Genomic DNA, 22,473 nt, shown 5'->3' with positions numbered 1-22,473 from the left:
ATGGCCCTATTTCATTATCAGGCGCTAGACGAGCGCGGCAAAAAACGACGGGGAGTGCAGGAAGCGGATTCAGCCCGCCATGCCCGTCAACTTTTACGGGAACAGGGGTTGGTCCCTGTAAGCCTGGACGAAGGGCAGGATGAACGCCAGCAGGCCCAAAACGGGCGGCGTCTTTCATGGGGGCGGGGGATTAGCAGTGCCGATCTGGCGTTGTTGACTCGTCAGCTTGCGACCTTGGTCGCCGCCTCCTTACCCTTGGAGGAGGCGCTGGATGCCGTGGCAAAACAGAGTGAAAAACCCCGTCAGCGCAGCCTGATGGCCGCAGTGCGCACCAAAGTACTGGAGGGACATTCCTTGGCTGAAGCCATGAGCGCTTATCCCACCAGTTTTGAGCGGCTCTACTGCGCGATGGTGGCCGCAGGTGAAGCCTCTGGTCATCTGGATCTGGTTCTGAACCGGTTGGCGGATTACACCGAGCAGCGCCAGCAAATGCGAGCTCGTATCCTGCAGGCGATGATCTACCCCTGCGTGCTGACGGTGGTCGCCATCAGTATGATCGCCATTTTACTTTCCGCCGTCGTGCCCAAGGTGGTGGAACAGTTCATTCACATGAAGCAGGCACTTCCGCTATCAACGCGTGTGCTGATGGGGCTGAGTGACGGAGTTCGAGCCTTTGGCCCTTGGGTGCTGCTGTTGCTGTTATTGGCGCCGATGCTGATGCGTCTGTGGCTGCGCCAAGAAGCGCGGCGCATTGCTTTCCATCGGCAGTTGCTGCGCCTCCCGGTGATCGGACGCATCGCACGAGGGCTCAATACTGCCCGTTACGCCAGAACGCTGAGTATTCTCAATGCCAGCGCGGTGCCATTGCTGCAAGCGATGCGCATCAGCGGAGAGGTATTAACCAATGAATATGCGCGCCGCCAGTTGTCATTGGCGACGGAATCAGTGCGCGAGGGGGTGAGCCTGCATCGGGCTCTGGAAATCACTGCGCTGTTTCCCCCGATGATGCGGCACATGATCGCCAGCGGTGAACGCAGTGGGGAACTGGACAGCATGTTGGAACGCGCGGCAGACAATCAGGATCGGGAGTTTACTGCCCAAATGCAGTTGGCATTGGGGCTTTTTGAGCCCTTGTTGGTGGTGAGTATGGCGGGCGTGGTGCTGTTTATCGTTTTGGCGATCCTGCAACCAATCCTGCAATTAAATACCTTGATGAGTATGTAAATTCAATCTGCAAATAACGGAGAGAAAAATGCGGCAACAGCGTCAGCGAGGTTTTACCCTGCTGGAAATTATGGTGGTGATTGTGATCCTGGGCATCCTGGCGAGTCTGGTAGTGCCTAACCTGATGGGAAATAAAGAGAAGGCGGACCATCAGAAGGTCGTCAGCGATATTGTCGCGCTGGAGAGCGCATTGGATATGTACAAGCTGGATAACAGTCGATATCCCACTACCGAACAAGGGTTGCAGGCACTGGTGACCAAGCCCTCGGCACAACCGGAACCGCGCAATTATCCCCAAGGTGGCTATATTCGCCGTTTGCCACAGGATCCATGGGGGGCAGACTATCAGTTGCTTAGCCCAGGCCAACACGGTCAGTTAGACGTTTTCTCTTATGGCCCCGATGGCATACCGGACACCGAGGATGATATCGGTAACTGGACGATTGGGAAGAAGTAGTGCGCCAACGCGGCTTTACGTTGTTGGAAATGATGCTGGTTGTGCTGCTGATCGGGAGTGCAGCCAGTTTGGTGATCATGTCATTTCCGGCCATGCAACAGAATAACCCGCAGCTACAGCTGAAACGTTTTCAGGCTCAGTTGGCGTTTGCCATGGATGCCGCGGTGCAAAATGACCAGTTGTTGGGGATCCGGGTTCGACCTGACGGCTGGCAATTCCAAATGCTACAGCGTCAGGCCGCTGAAAAACGCGGGGCAGTATCTGGCTCGGATAGTTGGCAAGGTTACGTCTGGCAGAATTGGCAACCCCGTCAGGCGGCGTTAGGGAGCCAAATGCCTGATGATATTCGGCTCAAGCTGCATTTCCCCGATCGGCAGGAGTGGCCGCGTGCTGCGGAATCGGCACCGGAACCCGATATTCTGCTGTTACCTGGCGGGGAGATTACGCCGTTTGAGCTGGTGTTCAGTGAGGCCGGTAGCCAGCCATTGGTATGGCTGCGGGTCGACGAAGTGGGCGCGATCGAATCGTCAGTAAACGGAGCAGCACAGTGAACGCCCAAAGAGGGATGACGTTGCTGGAAGTGCTGGTGGCACTGATCGTTTTCGCCTTGGCGGGGTTAGCCGTGTTGCAAACCACGGCACAGCAGGCTGGCAGTATTGGCCGTATGGAGGAAAAAATACTGGCAAGTTGGTTGGCGGATAATCAACAGGCCAGGTTACATCTTGATAAAACCTGGCCGGAAAAGCGCTGGGTCGGCACCACGGTGACCTATGCTGGCGAGGAATGGTCTGTACGCTGGCAGGGGGTTGATACCGAACTGGGTCAATTACGGGCACTGGATGTTGAGGTACGGCGTCATAAAGAAGACGCTGCGCCAGTGGTTTCTTTACGCAGCTACGTGGTGCGGGAATGAATGGTCGTAGCCAGCGGGGCTTCACGTTGCTTGAGATGCTGTTGGCATTGGCAATTTTTGCTGCGTTGAGCATCAGCGCCTTCCAGGTGTTGCAGGGGGTGATGCGCAATGATGAGATTTCGCAGCGCAAGGCACAGCGGTTGGCGGAGCTTCAACGTGCCTTTATGCAGTTGGAAGGGGATTTCGGTCAGATCATCCCTCGCCATCACAGAGGGAATGAACGCGTATTTTCCGCGGCGCGCTATCAATTACAAAGTGAGGACTGGGGCGTCTCTTTCATGCGCAACGGTTGGCAAAATCCGATGGGAATGTTGCCCCGCGCCGAGTTACAACCGGTGGGATATCGTCTGCGCCATCAGCAGTTAGAGCGGCTGAGCTATGCCCATGCGGATCCGCTCGTTGGGGAAGCGCCGGTGGTCAAGGTCTTGCTCAATGAGGTCAGTGTCTTTCGTCTGCGCTTTTTTTCCGAGGGGACGTGGCGGGAGAGTTGGGACAACGCGTCGGTTTTGCCGCAGGGGATTGAAGTGACATTAGTGGTTGCTGGCGTGGGTGAATTGACCCGTCTGTTTTTGATCACGGCGGTGGGGCAAGAATGAGGGCGCGGCAAAAGGGCGTTGCCCTGCTGGTGGTGTTGCTGATCCTGGCGCTGATGGTGACGATTGCTGCGACCATTGCCGAGCGAAACGGGCGTACCTATCTGCGCACAGCGGCTCATTTGGATCGCCAGCAGGCAAAATGGTATGCCCGCTCGGCAGAAACACTGGCGGTAAAAATTTTGCAACGAGACGCGCTGGACTCACCGAATAAAACGCATTTGGCGCAAAACTGGGCGCAAGAACAGCGCCGTTTCCCCGTTGAAGGCGGGGAGGTGTTTGGGCAGATTGTTGATGGCCAGGCCTGCTTTAATCTCAATGCCATTAACCAAGGGGCAGCCAGTGAGGGGATGCAGCCGACATTGCCTTATCCTAGCCAGGTTTTTAGACAGCTGTTAATCAACCTGGGGGAAGAGCCCCTGCGTGCGACGCAGATAGCCGCGGCACTGCGCGACTGGGTAGACAGTGATAGCGAACCAGTCAGTGATGGGGCTGAAGATGAGGTCTATATGGCCCAGGCGGTGGCTTACTTGCCAGCCAATCAACCCATGCAGGATGTCAGCGAGTTGCGCACCGTCTCAGGGGTTGATGCCAGCCTTTATCGGCGTCTTTTGCCTTACGTTTGCGCGCTGCCAACCCAGACGCTGTTGGTAAACGTTAATACCCTGAGTGAGTCTCAAGGGCCATTACTGGCGGCGCTATTTCTCAAGGAGCTTGATACAGCCATGGCGACTCGATTGTTACAACAGCGTCCACGTGAAGGGTGGAGCAGTACGACGGCATTTTTGGCACAGGTTGCCCTGAAGGACATCGACACCTCAACGGTCAGATCGCTGTTGACGATAAAGAGTGAGCTGTTTTTAGCCAGTTTCACCGTGCTGATGGGGGAGACTCACTATAGCCAGCGCAGCCTGTTGCGCAAAGCCGGTAACAGTTTCCAGGTAGTACAGCGGCAATATGGATTAAGCATGATGGTGGAGCCTTGATGCCTAACAGAAAGCCCCGTGAGCAAGCCAGGTTGATACTGCGCTTACCCAGCGATGAAACGCAGCCAGTGCTGTGGTATTTCGCTTCAGCAGACGGTCATCAGCAAGGTAGTTTGGCTATGGGGGAGAACGATGACCAATTGGTGAGCCTGCTTGCCAGATACCCTGCCTGGGTATTGGTTCCTGCGAGCGAGTTGGTTTTCCATCGTGTGACGCTGCCTCGTCGTGCCAGGCGTCAGAGTCTGCAAGTACTGCCGTTTATGCTGGAGGAGCAACTGGCAACGGAGGTTGAACGGCTGCATTTTGCCATTTTGCAGCAAAGTGGTGATGTATGTGACGTTGCGGTAGTTGATAAAAGCCTGATGCATCAGTGGGTAGCCCGTTGTGAACGTCTGAGGGGGCAGGTGCAGGCAATGTTGCCAGATGTGCTGGCGTTACCCTTGGCCGCCGACGGTTGGAGTGCGGTCAGTCTCAATGATCAATGGTTGTTTCGCCGGGAAAAGCATGCCGGCATGATTATTGAATCCTCCTGGTTATCGGAGTTTTTGGCCGTGTGGGCACCGCCGGTCATTGAAAGCTACTCCGTACCACCGGCATCAACCGCTAGCCCTCCGGAATGGCGTGTTCAACCACCGCGGGATTTACTGCAGCTGGCGGCAGAAGGTGTGCACGAGAGCGGAGCCGATCTGCGCCAGGGCGAATTCACCCGCTCTAGCCCCTGGCGTACACGATTACGCCCCTGGCGAACCGTGATGATGGCATTAACGGTATATTTACTGCTGTTGTGTGTGAGCGCTGGGCTGTCTCATTACCGGCTTTGGCAACAGGCTGACCATTGGCGGCAGGAAAGTGTGCGGGTCTACCAACAGCTGTTCCCGGCTGATAAAAAGGTGGTTAATCCGCGCGTGCAGATGCAGCAGCACTTGCAGCAATTACAGCCTATCGAGCAAGCCGGTGTGGTCGCACAGATGCGCCAATTGCAACAGCTGATGGCGGAGAACTCGGCAATCCGGTTCCAGGCGCTGTCTTATGACGCTGGCCGTAAAGAGCTGAAAGTCGATATACAGGCGGCCTCTTTTCAGGCGTTGGAACAGTTTCAGGTTGCTGCCGGGCAGCGTTATCAGCTGCAACCTGGTGAAATCAAGCAGAATCCAACTGGGGTAGAGGGCCGACTGACTCTGGGGATAAAGGATGAATGAACTCAAGCACCGCTGGCTACAGCTCAGCCTTCGGGAACGAGGATTGGTAGTGGGCTGTGGTGTATTGGTTATCGTCAGCTTGTGCTACTACGCACTGTGGTTGCCCTGGCAACAACAGGCTAGCCAATGGCAGCGTACTATCGCTCGTGAACAAAACACGGTGGAATGGATGTTGCAACAGGCTCCGCGCTTGCGCCAGCAAGGGGCACAACCCATACAGGAGGCTTCTCTAAGCTTGTCGGCCAGGGTAGCACAGAGCGCTACAGCTCAAAACATGAACATTACCCGCATGCAGCCTCAGGGAGAGCGGCTGGCGGTCACGCTGGAACCTGGCGATTTTAATGTCCTGATGCTTTGGCTCACACAGTTGGAAAAACGTTATAGCGTTCGCATTGTGGCGCTTGAGGTGGCGATGCGTCCCGATAAACCTGGATGGGTGACGGTAAACAAACTGATGCTGGAGCGCAGCGATGGGCGCTAAAGCCAAAAAGGCCGTGCTTTTGTTGGCCTGTTATCTCCTATTGTTGGGAGGCCATGCGCCAGCACGGGTATTACAAGCTTTTATACCCGCAGATATGAAGGTCGGTGGCTTTTCGGGTTCCCTGTGGCAGGGCAGTTTGCACCAGTTAAGCTGGCGTAACATTATGCTGGCCAAGCTGAACTGGCAGTTCACTTTTTCCTCTTGGATGCCAGCCTTGGAGATTGAGCTAAAGGATCCGCAAGGCTTGCAGGGTGCCGGGATCCTGCGTGGTTGGCAGGATCTTCAACTGCATGAATGGCAACTCTCTGTTCCTGCGGATGTTGTGCGGCAACAGTTGTCGTTGCCTTTGCCGATCACCGCCCAGGGAGAGCTGCGACTGCGGTTGCAACAAGGAGAGTTCAGTTCCGCGGGTTGCCGGAGTCTTGGCGGTGGTGTTGTCAACTGGCAGCACGCACAGCTTGCGACCCCGTTGGGGGCGTTGGAGCTGGCCAACGTGCAAGGACAATTGAGCTGTGATGGAAAAGGGGCTCTGGTGTTGGTGTTGAAACAAGACTCCTCTCATCTGAGCCTGACGGGGCGTGGCACCGTCGGATTTGACGGGCGCTATCAGTTCAACGGTCAGGTGCGCCGAGGGCCGGTGTTACCGGAGACGATGAGGCCACTGATGAATCAGTTAGGCAGGGCCAACGATCAGGGGCAGATACCCTGGCAGGTTCAGGGGCGGTTGCTTTAAACGGCGCTAGGCTGTCTTAAAAGGGTTGGGTAGGTACTTGGTTGACTGCAGGGAGGTTTTTTGAGTTTATTATTGGATTTTACCGTTGCATTTCCCCTCCTCTGGCTGTGTGTCGCGGGGATATTGGGGGTCATAGTGGGTAGCTTTCTCAACGTGGTGATTTATCGATTACCGGTGATGCTGGAAAAGCAATGGCAGCGTGAGGCGCTCGTGCAACTGGCGCTGCCCTTACCTGAATCCACACCGCGTTTTGATCTGCTATTACCGCATTCCTGTTGCCCGCATTGCCAGCATCCTATTGCAGCCAGGGACAATATCCCCTTGCTGAGTTTTCTGTTGTTAAAGGGTAAGGCTCGTTGCTGTGGTGAGCGGATCCCAAGGCGCTACCCGCTGGTTGAAGTGGCAACGGCTATGATGTTTGTGCTGACGGCGCTTATATTCCCGCTAGGTTTCCCTTTGCTGGGCGCCTGGATATTGCTCTCCTTTTTGCTGACGCTGGCAGTTATTGACCATCACAGACAACTGTTGCCAGATGTGCTGACGTTGCCACTGCTGTGGATCGGACTTTTGTTCAATATTCAGGGGCATTTTGCCTCGCTGGAACAGGCGACGATTGGCGCAGTAGCGGGTTATGTCTGCCTATGGAGCGTGTTCTGGCTATTCAAGCTGGCAACCGGTAAAGAGGCTCTCGGCTATGGTGATTTTAAATTACTTGCGGCGTTAGGGGCCTGGTTAGGTTGGCAAGCGTTGCCACAGGTGATTTTGGTGGCGGCGGCCAGTGGGCTGCTGGTTACGCTGATACAGCGCGGGTTGGCGAAACAAGATCTTAATCAACCGTTAGCCTTTGGCCCCTGGCTCGCCGTGTCGGGCGCGGTCAATATGTTTATACCCTGGAGCTTTTAAGCGCCTATATCTTGATTGGAAGCGCTAGCAAGCGCACCCAGTCTTGTTCCTGAAGTACGACTTTTGTTAGTCGGTTGACCAATGATCAAGAAATCACACGCGTGTTACTTACTGATACTAAAGGGAATGGTTATGCATAAGATTACGATGTTGGCGGTGTTGCTTACGGGAATGCTTAATGCTCAGGCGGCAACGGTTTATACCGGAGATAAAATTGAGGGTAATCCGGTTATCAGCAAGTTGGATGTAGACGATCTGGAGGCAGGAAAGGTTTATCGCTTCATGTTCCAGGGAACCAGCAATGGGATCGGTCAACATTGGTATGTTCCTGTTATGGTGGCCAAAGGTGCGCAGCCTGGTCCTAAGCTGGGTCTGCAAGCGGCGGTCCATGGTGATGAATTAAATGGTACCCGGGTGATACAGCAGGTGTTTGAAAAGCTGGATCCCGCAGAGTTGAAAGGCAGCGTGATCGGTGCCGTGGGCGCGAATCCTTCTGGCATGTTAGCCAATAACCGAAACTGGCAGTTGGCCAATGACGGGGGAGATATGGTCGATTTCAACCGGGTCTGGCCGGGTAAAGAAAAAGGTAACGCTGCCGAACAGCAGGCTTGGCTGCTATGGAATAATTTGTGGGCGGGTAATGCCACGCTGTTCGTTGATATGCACACGCAGAGCCGGGGGACCGAATATCCCTTGTTCATCTATGCGGATTATCGTAACCCGCAGGTGAAGCAAATGGCTGAACTGTTCCCGGCGGACCAGATAAAAGCCGATCCTGGTGAGAAAGGCTCCGTCGAAACCACTTTCGTTGAGAACAAGATCCCTGCCATTACACTCGAAATTGGCAAGCCCAAGCTCTATCAACCTGAACTTATCGCGCGCAGTTTGACAGGGGTGCGTAACCTGATGGTTCAACAAGGCATGACAGCCGGAACATTAGGGACAACGGCTAAAGAGCAAAAAACCTTTATCGGTAATGAAATGAGCTCGATCCGAGCTGAGGTTGGCGGATTTGCCGAGGTTCTGGTTAAGGTCGGCGATACGGTGGTCAAAGGGCAGAAGGTGGCGGTTCAGCGTAATGCATTTGGCGACATCATTCGGGAATATACTGCGACCCATGATGGCCGAGTGTTAGCTATCGGCAATGATCCGTTGCGCGAACCCCGGGCTTTGCTGGTTCGTATTCTGTTCAACAATCCTGAACCCCAGTGTGCTGATGGTTGCTAATTGACGTGAGGCATCTGTAAATGTCGGGATCACGGTTTCTCTGCTGCAACAAGCGGCCTGAAACCTAGCGGATCGATCCCGTTGGTGAGTTGATCATACATGGCATGAGCTTGCTTGCCCAGGCGAGTGCCAATCGGCTGGCAACGCCTGCCGATGGCGGTTTCCCGGTGATTAGAGTTGGTTATGCCCAGCGTTTGATAACAATCGAGGTGTTGATGCCACCAAAGGCAAAGTTATTGGTTTGCAGAAACTCGCAGTCGATATGACGGGCTTCTCCCATGATGTAATCGAGTGCGCCGCATTGTTCATCAGGGGTACGCAGATTTAGCGTTGGTGCGAACCAGCCTTCACGCATCATCTGCAGGCTCAACCAGGCCTCCAGTGCTCCACAAGCCCCCAAGGTATGGCCGAAGTAACTTTTCAACGACGAGATCGGCACGCTATCACCGTAGATCGCGGCGGTTGCCTGGCTTTCGGCAATATCTCCCCGATCGGTGGCGGTACCGTGGGCAGAAATATAGCCGATATCACTCGCTTGCAGACCGGCCATCCTCAACGACTGTTCCATGCAAATCTGCATGGTTTCACGTTGCGGCTGTGTGATGTGTGCCGCATCACAATTGGTGGCAAAGCTGACGATTTCCCCGTAGATGGTTGCGCCGCGTGCTTGCGCATGCTCCAGCTCTTCGAGGATCAGCGTACAAGCACCTTCCCCAATCACCAAACCATCGCGGTTCTGATCAAATGGGGAAGGGGTGGCATGCGGTTCATCATTACGTTGGCTGGTGGCAAATAACGTGTCGAACACGGCGGCCTCGGAAGGACACAGTTCTTCTGCCCCACCAGCAACCATCAGAGTCTGATAACCGTGGCGAATAGCCTCCCAGGCATAGCCAATGGCCTGGCTGCCTGATGTACAGGCGCTGGACGTCGGGATCACACGCCCGCGCAGGCCGAAGAATAACCCGGTATTGACCGCGGTAGTATGAGGCATCATCTGCACATAGGTAGTGCCCGTGATGTTATTGGTGTGCTTCTCGGTCAGCATGGTGGCGAATTCGCTCACCGGACCAGTACTGCCGGTGGATGAGCCATAAGCGATACCGGTCTGGCCGTTGGTTAGCACCGGGTTGCCAATAAGCCCAGCCTGCTCCAGAGCCAATTCCGTTGCGCGGGTCGACATGAGAGACACCCGGCCCATTGAGCGTATGCGCTTACGGGTATAGTGTTCTGGCAGCACGAAGTCATCGATTGGGGCGCCCAGCAGGGTGTGCAGGCCGTCATAGATTTGCCATTCAGGCATGTGGCGTACGGCGTTTTTATAGGCCAGCAATTTGGCGGATACCGCCTGCCAGTTTTCACCGAAGGCGGTAATACCGCCCATACCTGTAATAACTACCCGACGAATCATTGCATCCCTCCGTTGATAGAAATGACCTGACGAGTCACGTAACCGGCTATATCAGACATCAAATAGCTTGCAAGCCCGGCGACTTCCTCCGCCTGGCCCATCCGTTTCATCGGGATCATCGACATGGCCTCCTTTAACGCCACCTCTTCCATTTTGATCATGCCGGTATCGATCAGTCCTGGGGCAATGCAGTTGACGGTGATTTTGCGTTTTGCCAGTTCGATCGCCAACGCTTTGGTTGCGCCAATAATTCCTGCCTTGGCCGCACTGTAGTTCACCTGGCCCCGATTCCCCATAATGCCAGAAACGGAAGACAGTGTAAGGATGCGGCCACCTTGACGTTCGGCAATCATTGGCATGATGCAGGGCTGGATCACGTTGTAGAAACTGTCCAGATTGGTGTGGATAACCTCATCCCAATCATCATCGCTCAATGCAGGGAAGGCGGCGTCGCGAGCGATCCCGGCATTGCTGACGATGCCGTACCATGCCCCATTCTCTGTCAGATCTTGCTCGAGAACCTCCCGGCACTGCTGACGATTGCTAATGTCGAAACAGAGCAGGCGGCCTTGTCCTCCGGCAGCGGTAATTGCGGCCAGCGTTTGTTGTGCGCCAGCTTCATCTTGGTGATAGTGTATCCCAACGATGAAACCGTCAGCGGCTAACTGGCTGGCAATAGCGCGTCCGATACCTTTGCTGGCTCCGGTGATGAGAATTGAACGACTCATGCAGTAGATCCCTGATTAAAAAGCATTGTTGATTCTTCTGGTGTGGGTTGAAAGGTATTGACGCGGCCGGTGGCCAGCGTGTCACCTTGCGCGCCAATAACACAGTCAAAACTCCCGAAACGGTCATCATGTATCAGCAGCTTGATTTGGATGTCTAGCATTGCATCTGCTGGTAAGTAACCCGCAGCACAGACCAATTCCCTGGCTCCAAGCACCATACCGAGGGCGATCCGCTGTTCTCCTCGCTGATGACGATGCCAACCTGACCAAACGCCTATGGTTTGCGCCATCAATTCCAGTGCGTACCAACCAGGCAGTTCGCCTTGCGCATTGAGGAACGGTGCCAGCACGCTGTCGCTCCTGACCTCAACCCGGCAATGTGCACTGTCTTCCGTCACGCTGATAACCTCTGCCAACAGCAGCATTGGGGCGTCGTGTGGCAGATATTCCGCCGGTGATAAGTAATGGCTCATGCCATCCTCCCCAGCAGGATGCTGGCGTTATTACCGCCAAAGGCGAAAGAGTTAGACAGAATGACCGGCCGCATCAGCGGTTCAGCCGCATGCAGTAAACCACAGGGCGGTAATGTCGGATCCGCCGGAGAACGGCTGAAGTCCTGCGCTGGCAGTGGCAAGTCATAGAGCAGAATAAGTGCGCTGAGAGCGGCCTCGGTGATGCCCGCAGCCCCCAGGGTATGCCCGGTTAAATGTTTGGTAGAGCTGCAGGGCACACTTTCACCGAACAGATCGTGAACCACTTTGGATTCGATCTGATCGTTGAGCAAGGTGGCAGTTCCATGCAGATTGATGTAACCGACCTCTGCGGGGTTAAGCTCCGCGTCTTGCAATGCCTGCTCGATGGCTCGCAAGGCACCGGCACCCTGTGGATGTGGTGCCGAAATATGGTATGCATCGCTTGACTCACCCACACCCAGTAGTGCTATGGGGTGCGGCTCGCGGGTAAGTACCATCAGTGCCGCTCCTTCACCAATGGTGATACCACAGCGGTCGCGGCCAAACGGTTGGCAAAGCGTAGTGGAAAGAGACTCCAGGCTATTAAAACCGTTGATAGGCATGCGGCTTAAGGTATCGGCACCGCCAACAATCGCGATATCCGCCAGCCCGGCCTCAATAAGACGGCGCCCGCTGATGATCGCGCGGGCACTGGAAGAACACGCGGTGGAAAGAGTAAACGCAGGGCCATTCAGGCCTAACCAAGCGGCGAGGAAGCGTGACGGATCGCCCAGCTCTTGCTGTGGATATTGCCAGCTCGGGCTCTCTTCATGGTTAGTGATATGGCTAACATGTCGATCGCCTTCATCCAGCCCAGAGGTGCTGGTACCGAGCACTACGGCGATGCGGTCGGCACCAAAGCGAAGCAGTGCGTCATCTACCACGGGCTGAATTTGCGCCAGAGCGGCCAATAATAATTGGTTATTGCGGCTGCGATGTGCGGCAAAACTGTCTGGAATAGTGGGTAATTCTCCGTCGACGCCGCCTAATACCGCGTCCTGTTGGTTCTGTAACCAATGCTCACGCTTGCGCATGCCGGGCGCTGTTCCTTGGGTCAGATTGGCTGCAATCTCTTCTGTCGATTGGCCCAAAGCGTTGATCATGCCGATAGCAGAAATGTAAATCATATCAGTCATCCAGATATTGAATGGTGATGTGGTATTTAAACGCGTGTTGCTCAATGCTGATAGGTTCACGACGATCTTTACGTTGCAGGTACGTGATCTCCGTTATCAGTTTGCCGCGCGCGTTGCGTAATTCTCGTTTGTCGCCCTTATCGATTAGCGTCCAGCCCTGCGGCAACCGATCTTGCCAGGCGGTAATCGGCCAGTGGCCGAGCATCACATCGGCCAAGACCTGACTGGCTGGCGGCAGTTGTGGCACCACGATCGACTGCTCGGTATGAATGCCTTTATCGTCATAGGTAACGAGAAATAAGCGGATACCTAACGAAGACAGCCCGGCCAAGGTGAGTGTATTGCTATCCGCATTTAGAATGACCAACAAAGACTGGGTTTTGCCGTTAAAGCTGCCGGTCAATAATTGCTGGGACTGGATATTTTCAGTGATACCAGGAGCCGGAAGCGTGACGCGTACGCCGGGTTCAAGCCAGGCTTGTGGGCGGGAGCCATCCTCATTATGCGATGAGTGACTACAGCCGGTAATCAATAGCACGGCCAACAGGGGAACCGCGCGCCAGAAGTCGCAATTTGTCATTTTTTTCTCTGCTTACGGTCAGGCATGGCGAGTGGGGAGAGCAAGAAAGCGGTAAAGATCCCACTGACCAGTACAATCCCAAAACTGCTGATAGCTTGAGTGCTGCTAAAGACCAGCATGCCCAGGGTTAACAACGTTGTCATCATTGCCAGCGCGATCGCCAACAACGATGTCAGTGGTGTGCCACGTGGATTGCTGAAGAACAGCGTATAGTTAATGCCGATCCCCAGCACCAGTACCAGCGCCAGTAGCGAAAACAGGTTCACGGCATGTCCGCTAAAGGATAGGGTGGCCAGTCCGATGCTCAGCGACAGCAGCGAAGGCACCAAACTGATTAATCCCTTACGCCACCCGAGACGGAACACCGCACTGCAAGCGATCACCGCCAGTGCTACCAGCAGTAAGCCGGTAAGTATGGTGCGATAGAGGGCGAATAATTCGTTGAATGTATCCTTGCGATCTACCCACACTACACCCGGTTGTTTTTCCGCCAGTGAGCTCAGAGCCGTGCTGTCGTTAACGCCTTCTACAGGTACCAGCACACCGCTTTTGCCATTGGGCAACGTCAACCACATTAAGCGCCAACCTTCGCTGGCTGGACTGTTGAGCCAATCCTCCAACGTTGCGGGTGCGGTTTGCAGATCGGGCGTGACGTCCGTTAACCCTGTATTTTGCAATGCACGGATGACCGTAGGAGCGGCGCCCAGCAACAGGGCGAGATCCTGTTTCTGGCGTGCGAGTGAGTTTAACGGGATTGTGCGGAAAGCGCTGATAATCCCAGTCTGGCGGGCCTGTTCCAGTGCCGGCGTGAAGTCTTCAAGCCGCTCCAGGGTTTGCTGAGGAGTGTTGCCGTAGACCACAAACCATTTTTGATCGACGCTTTGCCCAGTGAGCTGCGTAATGGCTTTTTCCTGCGCCAGGATATCCTGCGGCAGCGCCTGCAACTGGGCAATATCATCATCGACGCGTAATGTCGCTATCCCCGCAAGAGAAACCAACACCAATACGACAGGTAGCCCCAGCGACAGTTTGCGGTTATGCCTCCAGGCCGCAAGCCAGCGCAGCAGGGAGATCGCGGCAGGAATAGGGCGTACCGGTAAGTTGCGACATAGCCACGGATGCCAAAAGATCACCGTAAGGCATGATGCGCTCAGGCCCACAGCGGCAAACACCGCCATTTGTCGTATCCCAGGGAAGGGAGCGAGCATCATGATCAAATAGGCCGCGACGGTAGTCAGCAACGCCAATAACAGGGCATTGCGCACTTTGAGCAGACTCTGCCATGGCGATATCTCGTTACCGTGCACCATGCGTTCGGTGAGGTAGTAAAGCGTATAGTCGGCAGAGATCCCAATGATGCTCATGCTCATCACCAGCGTCATCAGATGGAGCTCACCGAAGAGCAACAACGTAGCTGCTGTTCCTGCTAGTGCACCGATGCCAACGGAAATCAGGCACAGCATCAGCGGGCGCAGCGAGCGGAAAACCACCACGATCAGCAGTATTACGCCCAGTATGGTGGCGACCCCCAGCGTAGATATGTCCTGTTTTGCCTGTTGGCTGGCATAATCACTGTAAAACAGCGTCCCACGTGAGAGGAGCTTGGCCTGGGGATAGCGTGATGTGAGTTGATCCTCCAGCGCGGCGAGGGTAGTGACGACGCGGTGGGTTTGTTGCATATCAAATGACGATCCCGTCAATTCGCCATGCAGAAAATACCAGTAGTTCCCCAGTTCATCTTGAGTAACCAACCAGCCGTCCATCAGCCGTAAACGCTGGCTGTTCTGGGCCAGAGCCAGCTGTGAGCCTCGCATCAACATTAGCGGATCGTTGCGTAGCTCTTTGCCGCTGACGCCAGAGAATGCTGAATAGAGCTGAGAGAGGACCCACTGTGCCTGGGCTTCGCCACCGTTTTGCAGGCGCTCACGCGTTGCGTTGTCGATCAGACCATTACGATGCTGCCAGAAAAAGTCGCCCCAGGCTTGCTGGTCTGCGGCACCCATAGGGCCTTTCACCGTCTCTGCTATCCCGGACTTTTGCAATTGGGTAAGCCAATATTGCGCTACCTGCGGGTCTGCCTGTTTTCCGGGGCTGACCAGCCAGACCAACTGCTTGTCCAGGCGCTGCATAAAACCGTCGTTCAGCGCGGGGGGAATGGCACCCAATGCCTGCTTGGGCAACATCGCCAACACGCTGCTATTGATCCGGGCCTGTGGCAATAGGGCTAGCAGCATGCCAACTAATATCAGGCATGCGATTCCCCAAAGCAGCGCGAGGCGCTTGGCATTAGTAGGCGGCAAAACGTTGTCGCTCTTCATCGGTCAAAGCTGCGGGTTGCAGCCGGTGTTGAGAAAAGGTGATTTCAGTCACATCGCCCTGTTTATCGTTTAAATGGATGGTTTCCAGATAGGTTTGTCCACTCAGCACTATAGTGGCAAAAATTCGGTCCAGAGGGGTAGTCAGTGGGGTTAAGGATAGCGTCCAGCGACCCTCACCTTGCTCCTGGAAATCAATGCGGAAGTTTTTCTCCAGCACCTGACGATCGGCCTGGAATAGCGCGCGCAGCAGATGATTGAACTGAAACATCTGCGGGTTGTTTTGTGCGGTAATAACCTGCGGTTGCTGGTTATTGATGATTTGCACCATCCGTGAGTCGTTGAGCATCAACGTCATGGCAAAGGGGGTTTGCTGTTGCCACAGCAAACCCTGATCGCGGGCGATCACCATGTCGCCTTGAGAACGCAGTGGCTGTGGCAGATCTTTAATGGTTCGAGCCTGGGCAAAATGGGCTCGCACTACCGGTTGTTCGGTAAAACGCTGCTGTAATTCATTCAGCGTGATGGCATTGACCCATGGACTGATCAGCAGGAATAGCAGAGGCCAGGCTTTCATGGCTGCACCCCCAGACGTTCGAACAGTATGTCTGGGCAGACAAAGCACATCTCACGGCTTTTTTCCTCTACCGCTACCTGGATGGTGTAACCGGTTGTGGTGCGTTTGCCGCTGTCGGCGTCAAAAATCTGGTAGGCAATGCGCAGGCGATTTTCGTATTCTTCCAACGTGGCACGAACGCGGATACGTTGTTCAAAGGTCAGCGTATCGCGGTATTTCACACGGGTATCCACCACTGGCCAAACATATCCCGACTCTTTCATCTGCCGATAGCCGTAGTTGAATTGGTTCAGCAGGGCTTCGCGGGCAATTTCAAAGTAACGGAAATAATTGCCGTGCCACACGACTCCCATCATATCAATATCATGAAAGGGAACGGTCAGTTCTATCTCGCTGGTGAAACAGGGATCGTTTAGCACCCTTTGCTCCTGTCTGTGGTGTTGGCCTGTTGGTCAGGCAGTTGCCAAAAATTGAAAAAGTTGAACCAATCGAGCGGTGCCTGCAACGCGTAGTGTTCAAGACGCTCAGCATAATGATCCACCACCTGTTGCAAGGCGGCTTGACGATCGGCCCGCGGTAACAGCAGAGGGTCGGCAAACGGCTCACAGTGCAAATGCAGTTTTCCCTGCTGGCGCAGGGCATAGATCAGCAACACCGGGCAACGCAATATCGAAGCCAGAATAAACGGCCCTTGAGGGAATGGGGCAGGATGGCCCATAAAGCGGCTCCAGATAACCCGGCAGCTATCTCCTCGCTGCGGTTTTACCGCGATGCGATCGCCAACGATCGCCACCCATTCGCCACGATCCAGTTTGTCTTTGAGCAATATGGCGGTATCCGGGCCGATGTCGGTCACAGGCAACAGGTTGAGCCCTGCCTGGGGTGCTATCTCTGCCATAATCTGTTTGAAACGCTGGGCGTTGTCGTTGAACACCAGCGCATTGATGGTTTTACTCACCTGTAATTGTGCCAACGCCCGGCAAGCTTCGATATCTCCCAAATGGGAGGCCAGCAGCAATTTGCCTTGTGGGGAGCCAATATCCAGCGTGGCTTCGGCATTGGGGGCGAAGACAACATCCTGCCCTAGCCGCATTTCCCCACGCCAACTGGCGATTTTATCCAGCATGGCATCTGCAAAACGTAAAAAATGGTGATAGCTGTTGAGATGCGCAGGAATGGGGAGCGAACGTGAAGTCAACTCGTTGCGTACCCGCTTCAGCCAGGCTTGTGAAGCCTGACGGGCCTGATGTGCGCCAAGCCAGTAAACCGCCACCACCGGATAGAGCAGTGGAGCAATGGCCTTTCTACCCAGTAAGCGCCAGATAGCAAGCATGATGCGCATTCCCCACAACCCCTTGATTTCTTTCTGACGTGCCCAGTGTGGGTTGCATCGACGAAAAAGCAGGGTAGGGATGCGCGGCAACATGCCGAAGAAAAGGCGGGTATGCATCAGTGAAATACGCACGTTATCCTTCAAGGCATCAAAGTGTGACAACCCATCCTGGGGGTAGGTGACGTGCGTCGGCACAAAGTAACTGGTGTTCCCCTGCCAGTAGAGGCGAACCATGACTTCCGTATCGAAGTCCATGCGTTTGCCTAGCGCCGTTTTATGCGCCAACTCCAAGGTGGGGGTAATGGGGTAAACCCGGAAGCCGCACATGCTGTCTTTGAGCTGTAGAGAGAGCGTCTCAATCCAGACCCAGACGTGAGTTACCCAGCGGCCATAGCGCCGCGACGCTGGTATGGAGTCGTCGTAAACCGGTTGTCCGGAAATTAAATCCTGGGGATGGATCTGTGCCAGGGTAATCAGCTTGGGAATATCTTCAATGGCATGTTGGCCGTCCGCATCGACTTGTACCGCATGGCTAAATCCTCTGCGTTGAGCCTCTTCCAATCCGCGAATCACCGCCGTGCCTTTTCCTGAATTGTGTGCAAGGCGTACTAAGGTGACATCCGCGTGAATGGTGGCCAGGCGCTCAAGTTCCTGCTGGGTGGCCTGGTCGCTGCCATCGTCCACCACCAGACAGGCTAAGCCAAAGGGTTGCAGGCGCGCGAGCACACTTGCCATCATGGCTCCGTGGTTATAACAGGGGATCACCACACAAGGGTTAAACGTGGCACTATTCAGCGACATAATCGGATCTTCCCGCTGCTGGCTGTGCTACGTGCCTCACCATCATGACGTTGATAGCGGAAAACCATGATTTGCCGTTCTTCCTGCCAGTCAAGCGTCAGCGTGACGATGTTATCCGGCAGTAAGGGCTGTTGGAATTTGACACTTTGAATACTGTGAAAGCGAAAATCGGGTACCAGCAGTGAGGTGGCATAGTGCATCACCCAGTCTAGTTGTGTCACGCCGGGTAGCAGAGGTTGCACTGCGAAGTGGCCTTTAAACCAGAATGAAGCCGCATCCAGCCGTAACACGATCTCGGCCTGCTGCTGCGTCTGATGGCGAGCCATCTCATGGGGTCTCATGAAACAATTCCTGTAATTGCGCATAGACGCGCTTGTTCATGCTGTTGACGGGCATCTCGTCGACGATACGCCAGTAACGAGGGATAGTGACTGGTTCCAGCCACGGGCGCAGCGCACGACGCCATGATATTTCCAGTGCTTTGCCGCCCATTTGTTGCCACTGCTGCCGAGCATGGTCTTCAAGCACCAGCAATGCGCCAATGCCTTGGCGCCCTCCGCGTGTTACCGGTAGCGCTGCGGCTTCGCGTATGCCTTCGAGTTCCAGCAGCCGTTGCTCGATCTCGCAAAGTGAAATGCGTTTCTCTTCAATTTTAACCACCCGGTCGCGGCGACCTGTTATCTGGAAGCGTCCGCTATCGTCAAATTGCAAAATATCGTCGAGGAGCAGGCCGTGCCTATCGCTGATAAGCGGAGAGATAGCGCGGATCTCGTCGGCGTCAACCACGATACGCACGCCAGGGAAGGGCTGCCAGGTTACATCAGGCTGCTGATGGTGACGCCAGGCGAGGATCCCGGTCTCGGTACTACCGTAGATTTCGTCTGGCCAGACCCCTAACCAACTGGCGGTCTGAGCCACGTCTTCCCAAGGCAACACTCCCCCTGCGGAGATGACCATATTCACTGGCGGTGGCGTGAGCTGGTGGTCTAGGCGTTTTAGAAAAGCCGGGCTGCTGATAAAGGCGTATTGGTGGTGATTAGCCAGAGTTGCCAACTGCTCGGTGTAATGAAGCATTGCTGCATGCAGCGGTAATCCTAGCGCCATGGGTAAAAAGATGCGGAAGGTGAGGCCGTAAAGGTGCAACGGAGGTACCGAGGCCACAATATGGCAGCCGGTGAGCCTGTCGGCAAAACGTTCAGCCAGTAAGGAGGCTTCGCGATCGAGGCTGGCAATGGGCTTTATGATGCGGCGTGGTTGCCCTGTCGAGCCGGAGGTAAATAGTTCGATATGGCTGGCCGGATCGAGAGTGGGTAGCGGTGGCTGGTTCTCGCTACTTTGATCGGTTGATTGGACCTGGATCAGCGTACCGCTCCAGGTCAGTGCCTGGTCGGTCAGTATGCCGTTAAACAGCGCCCGTTGTTCTTCCAGCAGTGAAACACGGCTATGTCCGGGAACCACGGGGGTTTTGCCCGCATGCAATATTGCCAATAGTCCGACGATAAACAGATAGCTGTTTTCAAAACACAGCGCCCAGCGGTCGCCTTCATATTGTTGCAGGATGCTCACCAGTGCTGCTACGTCATGGCGCAACTGCCCCAGCGTCCAGATATGCTCATCAAGCCAGGCAATCGGGGTTTCATCGGCACGCGAATGACTTAGCCACTGGGCCAGAGGGAGTATCTGATTCATGCCTTGTCTCGCAATATCCGCCTGCGACGCACCAGCCATTCGCCAGCCATCAGCGCTCCCATCAACAGATAGGCAATCATGCCGTTCCACAGCGTCCATAACCGAATATCACCGAGCAGAACGGTAAAAAGTGCCATCGAACCGTTCAGAATGAAAAAAACACACCATATCTGGGTGACCTTGCGGGTATAACGCACGCCTGACGGGGGGAGCTCCGGATCCTGCAAACGGGCAAGGCGCTCCACCATTGGCATCGAACTCCACAGTGAACTACCAAATACGCCGAGCATGACCAGATTGACTACCACTGGGTAAAATAGCAGCAACTGATGCGTTTTTAGCACATAGCTCATTAGGCATAATGTGAGACCCGCGAGTGCCACGGCTTGCAGTACATAGCGCATAGGGCCGCGCTGACTTTTGACCTGATAGAGGCGAAAGGCTAGCAACAAGGCGATGATCGGCAGCAGCCAGTGAAGGCTGTTGCGTGTCAGGCCAAACCAGACAAGAAATGGCCAAGCCAGTAGCGCCAATAGAGCCACCAGTTGTATCCCTTTCAGGGACCGAGCGCCGGGCATAAACGGTTATGCTTCTTGCAATAGCTGTTCTACCGCATCGACGACATCTTGCACGGTACGAACCTGCTTAAAGGTTTCCGGCTTGATTTTCTTCCCGGTCTTCTTCTGCAGGTGCACGATCATGTCGACGGCATCGATACTGTCTAACTCAAGCTCTTCATACAAGCGGGCCTCAGGTTTGATGTCCTGTGGATCGATATCGAACAGTTTGGTCAGCAGCGCGGACACTTCCTGATATATGGTTTGTTGTTCTGTCATAGCGGGCTCTTCTCAGGCACGTTGAGCTTGGATAAAGGATGCCAGTGTTGCCACTGAGTAGAAATGTTGACGCATCTCTTCATTTTCGGCGGAAAGCGCGACACCATACTGGTTTTTCACCATCAGCCCTAACTCTAAAGCATCGATGGAGTCCAGCCCCAATCCTTCACCAAACAGCGCCGCATTGGTGTCGATATCGTCCGCAGACAGTTCATCCAAATTCAGTGTATTTATTATGAGATTTTTAATTTCAAGGTGGAGCGCTTGCATCATTAATTCCTGACAAAGGTATAAGGCCTGGTGATAACTGATGCAAAAGATGCCGGTTTAGCTGCCTTGCGGCTAATGCTGGCTGTTGCGATTCTGCATCAAAAAAATGTTCTATCTGTACCCGTTCACGCACTTCTACCTGGAACAGGGGTTTCCTGGGCGGAACGTCATACCATCTGCTCTGTTTATCAAGCAGATGTTCGCTACAATGGATCACTGCTATGCGCACGTCACGGCGGCATCGTACGGCAATATTGGCGGCACCGCGCTGCAGTGTCATATTTTCACCAGGGCGTGTGCGTGTTCCCTCTGGAAAAATAAGTAGGGTGTCGCCCTGTGCCAGGCGTTGCTGACAGGCTGGAAGCAGCGTGTCCGCCTGGCTATTGACCAGATAATCCGCAGCCCGGATCACTCCGCTCACAAAGGGGTTATGTAGCAGAGCGCTTTTTACCAGGCAGTCTGTCTCGGGCATCACGGATGCCAAAAGCACGTAATCAATCAGTGTCGGATGGTTAGCGACCACCAAACAACCGCGCTCCTGGCGTAATATATCAATCCCCTTGATGCGATAATCCAACACACCCAACGTTTTTGCTATCGATAAGAACAGCCGGAAACTGGCGGCAATGCTGCGCCGGGCTACCTGGCGGCGCTTGGCAATATTGCGCTGGAGTACCAGCAGCAGATTAAACCAGACAAGCGATAGCAGCAGGCCGCCGACGCCAAACAGCACAAAGCAAAAGCCGGTCATCATCAGACGCCAAGCCCAGTTTAAACGTGCGAATAGGCCGCTCATGTACGGCTCCAATACCACTTCAGTCTTTCACCCGCAATGGCGAACGTTGGTTCTTCGGCCAGGTAGTGTTGTAAAAACTGTAAGCTTTGCGGTAGTAGGGGCTCTTCCCCTGTGCCTTCCGGCTTGCTCTCGCACCGTAAGGTATTACCTCGTTCAAACACCAGCGCCACCGCATAGGCCCAGGTCGGCATCTGCTCTGGCAGGTAGGTGTGGTAAAACTCGGGCAGCAAGCCATCAAAATCGACCATTAATATTCTCTGGTAACCCGCTTGGAGTAAACACACTACCTCACATAACGCTTGCTGAAAGGTGTCTAGGCCAGCAGAAAGTGAAGATGATACCAGAGGATTTTGCGCCGTGATGGTCAAGTGACCCACGGCTGAGTTATGTACCGACATGGTGAAATCAGTTGGGGAAACCGCTTGCTGGGTGGCTATGGCCTGCAAAATGCGGTAATTACGCTCCAACTCACCGTGACGGCTGGTATAGAGTACTGCATCCACCGGTTGACGACGTAGCATGGCCAAACCGCATTCCACGGCCAGCCTACTGCCTGAACTCAGGCGGCGTGCTGTCATCATGGGAAGTTCGGTCAGCTTCGATTGTGGCGCTGAGGGTATGATCCCACGAGGCTCCTGCGACCATTGACGCCACTGCGATGCGTCGCTTAGTCCGGGGGCCATGGCCTGCCAATCAACGATGTTCAATGCAAAATTCATCAACGTGCTTCCGCGGTTACTCGGTTTGGACTGTGTCATCTCCAAGGTAGCATG

At 54.6% G+C, this 22,473-nt stretch carries 27 protein-coding genes; 11 read left to right on the top strand and 16 right to left on the bottom strand.

Annotation, left to right across the window (positions count from 1 at the left end):
• The 11 genes from gspF (at position 1) to KGP17_RS17940 (ending at position 8,716) form a co-directional block, all read left to right on the top strand.
• Positions 1 to 1,224 (top strand): type II secretion system inner membrane protein GspF, encoded by a 1,224-nt coding sequence (gene gspF / locus KGP17_RS17990; RefSeq protein ID WP_223498103.1) that lies wholly within the window; start codon positions 1 to 3, stop codon positions 1,222 to 1,224.
• A gap of 28 nt (positions 1,225 to 1,252) precedes the next feature.
• The gene (gene gspG / locus KGP17_RS17985) at positions 1,253 to 1,681 is read left to right on the top strand and encodes a type II secretion system major pseudopilin GspG (protein ID WP_021805938.1); all 429 of its coding nucleotides are present in this window, start codon (positions 1,253 to 1,255) and stop codon (positions 1,679 to 1,681) included.
• Entirely contained in the window at positions 1,681 to 2,232 is a 552-nt protein-coding gene (gene gspH / locus KGP17_RS17980; protein WP_209522562.1) for a type II secretion system minor pseudopilin GspH, read from the top strand. The genes gspG and gspH overlap by 1 nt, the downstream gene beginning before the upstream one ends.
• The gene (gspI, locus tag KGP17_RS17975) at positions 2,229 to 2,594 is read left to right on the top strand and encodes a type II secretion system minor pseudopilin GspI (RefSeq protein ID WP_115158175.1); all 366 of its coding nucleotides are present in this window, start codon (positions 2,229 to 2,231) and stop codon (positions 2,592 to 2,594) included. The genes gspH and gspI overlap by 4 nt, the downstream gene beginning before the upstream one ends.
• Positions 2,591 to 3,190, top strand: coding sequence for a type II secretion system minor pseudopilin GspJ (gspJ, locus tag KGP17_RS17970; protein ID WP_209522560.1), 600 nt, complete (start codon positions 2,591 to 2,593; stop codon positions 3,188 to 3,190). Before gspI ends, gspJ begins: the two co-directional genes overlap by 4 nt.
• Complete coding sequence (gene gspK, locus KGP17_RS17965; protein WP_179247784.1) at positions 3,187 to 4,173, top strand: type II secretion system minor pseudopilin GspK; 987 nt, start codon at positions 3,187 to 3,189, stop codon at positions 4,171 to 4,173. Before gspJ ends, gspK begins: the two co-directional genes overlap by 4 nt.
• Complete coding sequence (gene gspL, locus KGP17_RS17960; RefSeq protein ID WP_209522554.1) at positions 4,173 to 5,372, top strand: type II secretion system protein GspL; 1,200 nt, start codon at positions 4,173 to 4,175, stop codon at positions 5,370 to 5,372. The genes gspK and gspL overlap by 1 nt, the downstream gene beginning before the upstream one ends.
• Positions 5,365 to 5,853: a type II secretion system protein GspM gene (gene gspM / locus KGP17_RS17955; RefSeq protein ID WP_223498102.1), complete on the top strand. Its 489-nt coding sequence runs from the start codon at positions 5,365 to 5,367 to the stop codon at positions 5,851 to 5,853. The genes gspL and gspM overlap by 8 nt, the downstream gene beginning before the upstream one ends.
• A complete protein-coding gene (locus KGP17_RS17950; RefSeq protein ID WP_218519138.1) occupies positions 5,843 to 6,586 on the top strand; it encodes a type II secretion system protein N in 744 nt (247 codons plus the stop codon). The genes gspM and KGP17_RS17950 overlap by 11 nt, the downstream gene beginning before the upstream one ends.
• A 60-nt stretch (positions 6,587 to 6,646) precedes the next feature.
• Positions 6,647 to 7,489 (top strand): A24 family peptidase, encoded by an 843-nt coding sequence (locus tag KGP17_RS17945; RefSeq protein WP_223498101.1) that lies wholly within the window; start codon positions 6,647 to 6,649, stop codon positions 7,487 to 7,489.
• Positions 7,490 to 7,621: 132 nt separating this feature from the next.
• A complete protein-coding gene (locus tag KGP17_RS17940; protein WP_051363707.1) occupies positions 7,622 to 8,716 on the top strand; it encodes a succinylglutamate desuccinylase/aspartoacylase family protein in 1,095 nt (364 codons plus the stop codon).
• Between the two features lie 181 nt (positions 8,717 to 8,897).
• Here KGP17_RS17940 and KGP17_RS17935 read toward each other — a convergent pair whose 3' ends face one another.
• From KGP17_RS17935 to KGP17_RS17860, 16 genes are read right to left on the bottom strand one after another with little or no spacing between them, the layout of a single operon-like run.
• Positions 8,898 to 10,127, bottom strand: coding sequence for a beta-ketoacyl-ACP synthase (locus KGP17_RS17935; RefSeq protein ID WP_059201250.1), 1,230 nt, complete (start codon positions 10,125 to 10,127; stop codon positions 8,898 to 8,900).
• Positions 10,124 to 10,855 (bottom strand): 3-ketoacyl-ACP reductase FabG2, encoded by a 732-nt coding sequence (locus tag KGP17_RS17930; RefSeq protein WP_059201249.1) that lies wholly within the window; start codon positions 10,853 to 10,855, stop codon positions 10,124 to 10,126. Before KGP17_RS17930 ends, KGP17_RS17935 begins: the two co-directional genes overlap by 4 nt.
• Positions 10,852 to 11,328, bottom strand: coding sequence for a hypothetical protein (locus tag KGP17_RS17925; RefSeq protein ID WP_059201248.1), 477 nt, complete (start codon positions 11,326 to 11,328; stop codon positions 10,852 to 10,854). The genes KGP17_RS17930 and KGP17_RS17925 overlap by 4 nt, the downstream gene beginning before the upstream one ends.
• On the bottom strand, positions 11,325 to 12,494 hold the full coding sequence (locus KGP17_RS17920) for a beta-ketoacyl-[acyl-carrier-protein] synthase family protein (protein ID WP_223498100.1): 1,170 nt from the start codon (positions 12,492 to 12,494) through the stop codon (positions 11,325 to 11,327). The genes KGP17_RS17925 and KGP17_RS17920 overlap by 4 nt, the downstream gene beginning before the upstream one ends.
• A gap of 1 nt (position 12,495) precedes the next feature.
• The gene (locus KGP17_RS17915; protein ID WP_059201246.1) at positions 12,496 to 13,083 is read right to left on the bottom strand and encodes a DUF3261 domain-containing protein; all 588 of its coding nucleotides are present in this window, start codon (positions 13,081 to 13,083) and stop codon (positions 12,496 to 12,498) included.
• On the bottom strand, positions 13,080 to 15,401 hold the full coding sequence (locus KGP17_RS17910) for an MMPL family transporter (protein WP_179251798.1): 2,322 nt from the start codon (positions 15,399 to 15,401) through the stop codon (positions 13,080 to 13,082). Before KGP17_RS17910 ends, KGP17_RS17915 begins: the two co-directional genes overlap by 4 nt.
• On the bottom strand, positions 15,370 to 15,975 hold the full coding sequence (locus KGP17_RS17905) for an outer membrane lipoprotein carrier protein LolA (protein ID WP_059201244.1): 606 nt from the start codon (positions 15,973 to 15,975) through the stop codon (positions 15,370 to 15,372). Before KGP17_RS17905 ends, KGP17_RS17910 begins: the two co-directional genes overlap by 32 nt.
• The gene (locus tag KGP17_RS17900; RefSeq protein ID WP_059201243.1) at positions 15,972 to 16,394 is read right to left on the bottom strand and encodes a thioesterase family protein; all 423 of its coding nucleotides are present in this window, start codon (positions 16,392 to 16,394) and stop codon (positions 15,972 to 15,974) included. The genes KGP17_RS17905 and KGP17_RS17900 overlap by 4 nt, the downstream gene beginning before the upstream one ends.
• Positions 16,388 to 18,109 (bottom strand): glycosyltransferase, encoded by a 1,722-nt coding sequence (locus tag KGP17_RS17895; protein ID WP_059201242.1) that lies wholly within the window; start codon positions 18,107 to 18,109, stop codon positions 16,388 to 16,390. Before KGP17_RS17895 ends, KGP17_RS17900 begins: the two co-directional genes overlap by 7 nt.
• The gene (locus KGP17_RS17890) at positions 18,100 to 18,450 is read right to left on the bottom strand and encodes a hydroxymyristoyl-ACP dehydratase (RefSeq protein WP_059201241.1); all 351 of its coding nucleotides are present in this window, start codon (positions 18,448 to 18,450) and stop codon (positions 18,100 to 18,102) included. Before KGP17_RS17890 ends, KGP17_RS17895 begins: the two co-directional genes overlap by 10 nt.
• Entirely contained in the window at positions 18,437 to 19,798 is a 1,362-nt protein-coding gene (locus tag KGP17_RS17885) for an AMP-binding protein (RefSeq protein ID WP_094981949.1), read from the bottom strand. The genes KGP17_RS17890 and KGP17_RS17885 overlap by 14 nt, the downstream gene beginning before the upstream one ends.
• Positions 19,795 to 20,376: a hypothetical protein gene (locus KGP17_RS17880; RefSeq protein ID WP_059201239.1), complete on the bottom strand. Its 582-nt coding sequence runs from the start codon at positions 20,374 to 20,376 to the stop codon at positions 19,795 to 19,797. The genes KGP17_RS17885 and KGP17_RS17880 overlap by 4 nt, the downstream gene beginning before the upstream one ends.
• Before the next feature lie 6 nt (positions 20,377 to 20,382).
• On the bottom strand, positions 20,383 to 20,634 hold the full coding sequence (locus KGP17_RS17875; protein ID WP_059201238.1) for an acyl carrier protein: 252 nt from the start codon (positions 20,632 to 20,634) through the stop codon (positions 20,383 to 20,385).
• A 12-nt stretch (positions 20,635 to 20,646) separates the two neighbouring features.
• Positions 20,647 to 20,904: a phosphopantetheine-binding protein gene (locus KGP17_RS17870; RefSeq protein WP_059201237.1), complete on the bottom strand. Its 258-nt coding sequence runs from the start codon at positions 20,902 to 20,904 to the stop codon at positions 20,647 to 20,649.
• Entirely contained in the window at positions 20,885 to 21,700 is an 816-nt protein-coding gene (locus tag KGP17_RS17865) for a 1-acyl-sn-glycerol-3-phosphate acyltransferase (RefSeq protein WP_094981948.1), read from the bottom strand. The genes KGP17_RS17870 and KGP17_RS17865 overlap by 20 nt, the downstream gene beginning before the upstream one ends.
• On the bottom strand, positions 21,697 to 22,419 hold the full coding sequence (locus KGP17_RS17860) for a beta-ketoacyl synthase chain length factor (protein ID WP_059201236.1): 723 nt from the start codon (positions 22,417 to 22,419) through the stop codon (positions 21,697 to 21,699). Before KGP17_RS17860 ends, KGP17_RS17865 begins: the two co-directional genes overlap by 4 nt.
• Positions 22,420 to 22,473: the final 54 nt, after the last annotated feature.

The sequence above is a fragment of the Serratia sp. JSRIV001 genome, assembly GCF_019968745.1.
GTDB classification, from domain to species: domain Bacteria; phylum Pseudomonadota; class Gammaproteobacteria; order Enterobacterales; family Enterobacteriaceae; genus Chania; species Chania fonticola_B.
Note: the sequence above shows the minus strand (reverse complement) of the source record. Positions and strands in the feature narration are given on the sequence as shown.

Coding starts and splice junctions, on each gene's coding strand:
- KGP17_RS17940 (WP_051363707.1), top strand. CDS start 7,622: ATGCATAAGATTACGATGTTGGCGGTGTTGCTTACGGGAATGCTTAAT.
- gspL (WP_209522554.1), top strand. CDS start 4,173: ATGCCTAACAGAAAGCCCCGTGAGCAAGCCAGGTTGATACTGCGCTTA.
- gspG (WP_021805938.1), top strand. CDS start 1,253: ATGCGGCAACAGCGTCAGCGAGGTTTTACCCTGCTGGAAATTATGGTG.
- KGP17_RS17930 (WP_059201249.1), bottom strand. CDS start 10,855: ATGAGTCGTTCAATTCTCATCACCGGAGCCAGCAAAGGTATCGGACGC.
- gspF (WP_223498103.1), top strand. CDS start 1: ATGGCCCTATTTCATTATCAGGCGCTAGACGAGCGCGGCAAAAAACGA.
- gspM (WP_223498102.1), top strand. CDS start 5,365: ATGAATGAACTCAAGCACCGCTGGCTACAGCTCAGCCTTCGGGAACGA.
- KGP17_RS17875 (WP_059201238.1), bottom strand. CDS start 20,634: ATGACAGAACAACAAACCATATATCAGGAAGTGTCCGCGCTGCTGACC.
- KGP17_RS17890 (WP_059201241.1), bottom strand. CDS start 18,450: ATGAGACCCCATGAGATGGCTCGCCATCAGACGCAGCAGCAGGCCGAG.
- KGP17_RS17870 (WP_059201237.1), bottom strand. CDS start 20,904: ATGCAAGCGCTCCACCTTGAAATTAAAAATCTCATAATAAATACACTG.
- KGP17_RS17865 (WP_094981948.1), bottom strand. CDS start 21,700: ATGAGCGGCCTATTCGCACGTTTAAACTGGGCTTGGCGTCTGATGATG.
- KGP17_RS17860 (WP_059201236.1), bottom strand. CDS start 22,419: ATGAATTTTGCATTGAACATCGTTGATTGGCAGGCCATGGCCCCCGGA.
- KGP17_RS17950 (WP_218519138.1), top strand. CDS start 5,843: ATGGGCGCTAAAGCCAAAAAGGCCGTGCTTTTGTTGGCCTGTTATCTC.
- KGP17_RS17925 (WP_059201248.1), bottom strand. CDS start 11,328: ATGAGCCATTACTTATCACCGGCGGAATATCTGCCACACGACGCCCCA.
- gspK (WP_179247784.1), top strand. CDS start 3,187: ATGAGGGCGCGGCAAAAGGGCGTTGCCCTGCTGGTGGTGTTGCTGATC.
- KGP17_RS17885 (WP_094981949.1), bottom strand. CDS start 19,798: ATGAATCAGATACTCCCTCTGGCCCAGTGGCTAAGTCATTCGCGTGCC.
- gspJ (WP_209522560.1), top strand. CDS start 2,591: ATGAATGGTCGTAGCCAGCGGGGCTTCACGTTGCTTGAGATGCTGTTG.
- KGP17_RS17910 (WP_179251798.1), bottom strand. CDS start 15,401: ATGAAGAGCGACAACGTTTTGCCGCCTACTAATGCCAAGCGCCTCGCG.
- KGP17_RS17920 (WP_223498100.1), bottom strand. CDS start 12,494: ATGATTTACATTTCTGCTATCGGCATGATCAACGCTTTGGGCCAATCG.
- KGP17_RS17905 (WP_059201244.1), bottom strand. CDS start 15,975: ATGAAAGCCTGGCCTCTGCTATTCCTGCTGATCAGTCCATGGGTCAAT.
- KGP17_RS17880 (WP_059201239.1), bottom strand. CDS start 20,376: ATGCCCGGCGCTCGGTCCCTGAAAGGGATACAACTGGTGGCTCTATTG.
- KGP17_RS17895 (WP_059201242.1), bottom strand. CDS start 18,109: ATGTCGCTGAATAGTGCCACGTTTAACCCTTGTGTGGTGATCCCCTGT.
- KGP17_RS17935 (WP_059201250.1), bottom strand. CDS start 10,127: ATGATTCGTCGGGTAGTTATTACAGGTATGGGCGGTATTACCGCCTTC.
- KGP17_RS17915 (WP_059201246.1), bottom strand. CDS start 13,083: ATGACAAATTGCGACTTCTGGCGCGCGGTTCCCCTGTTGGCCGTGCTA.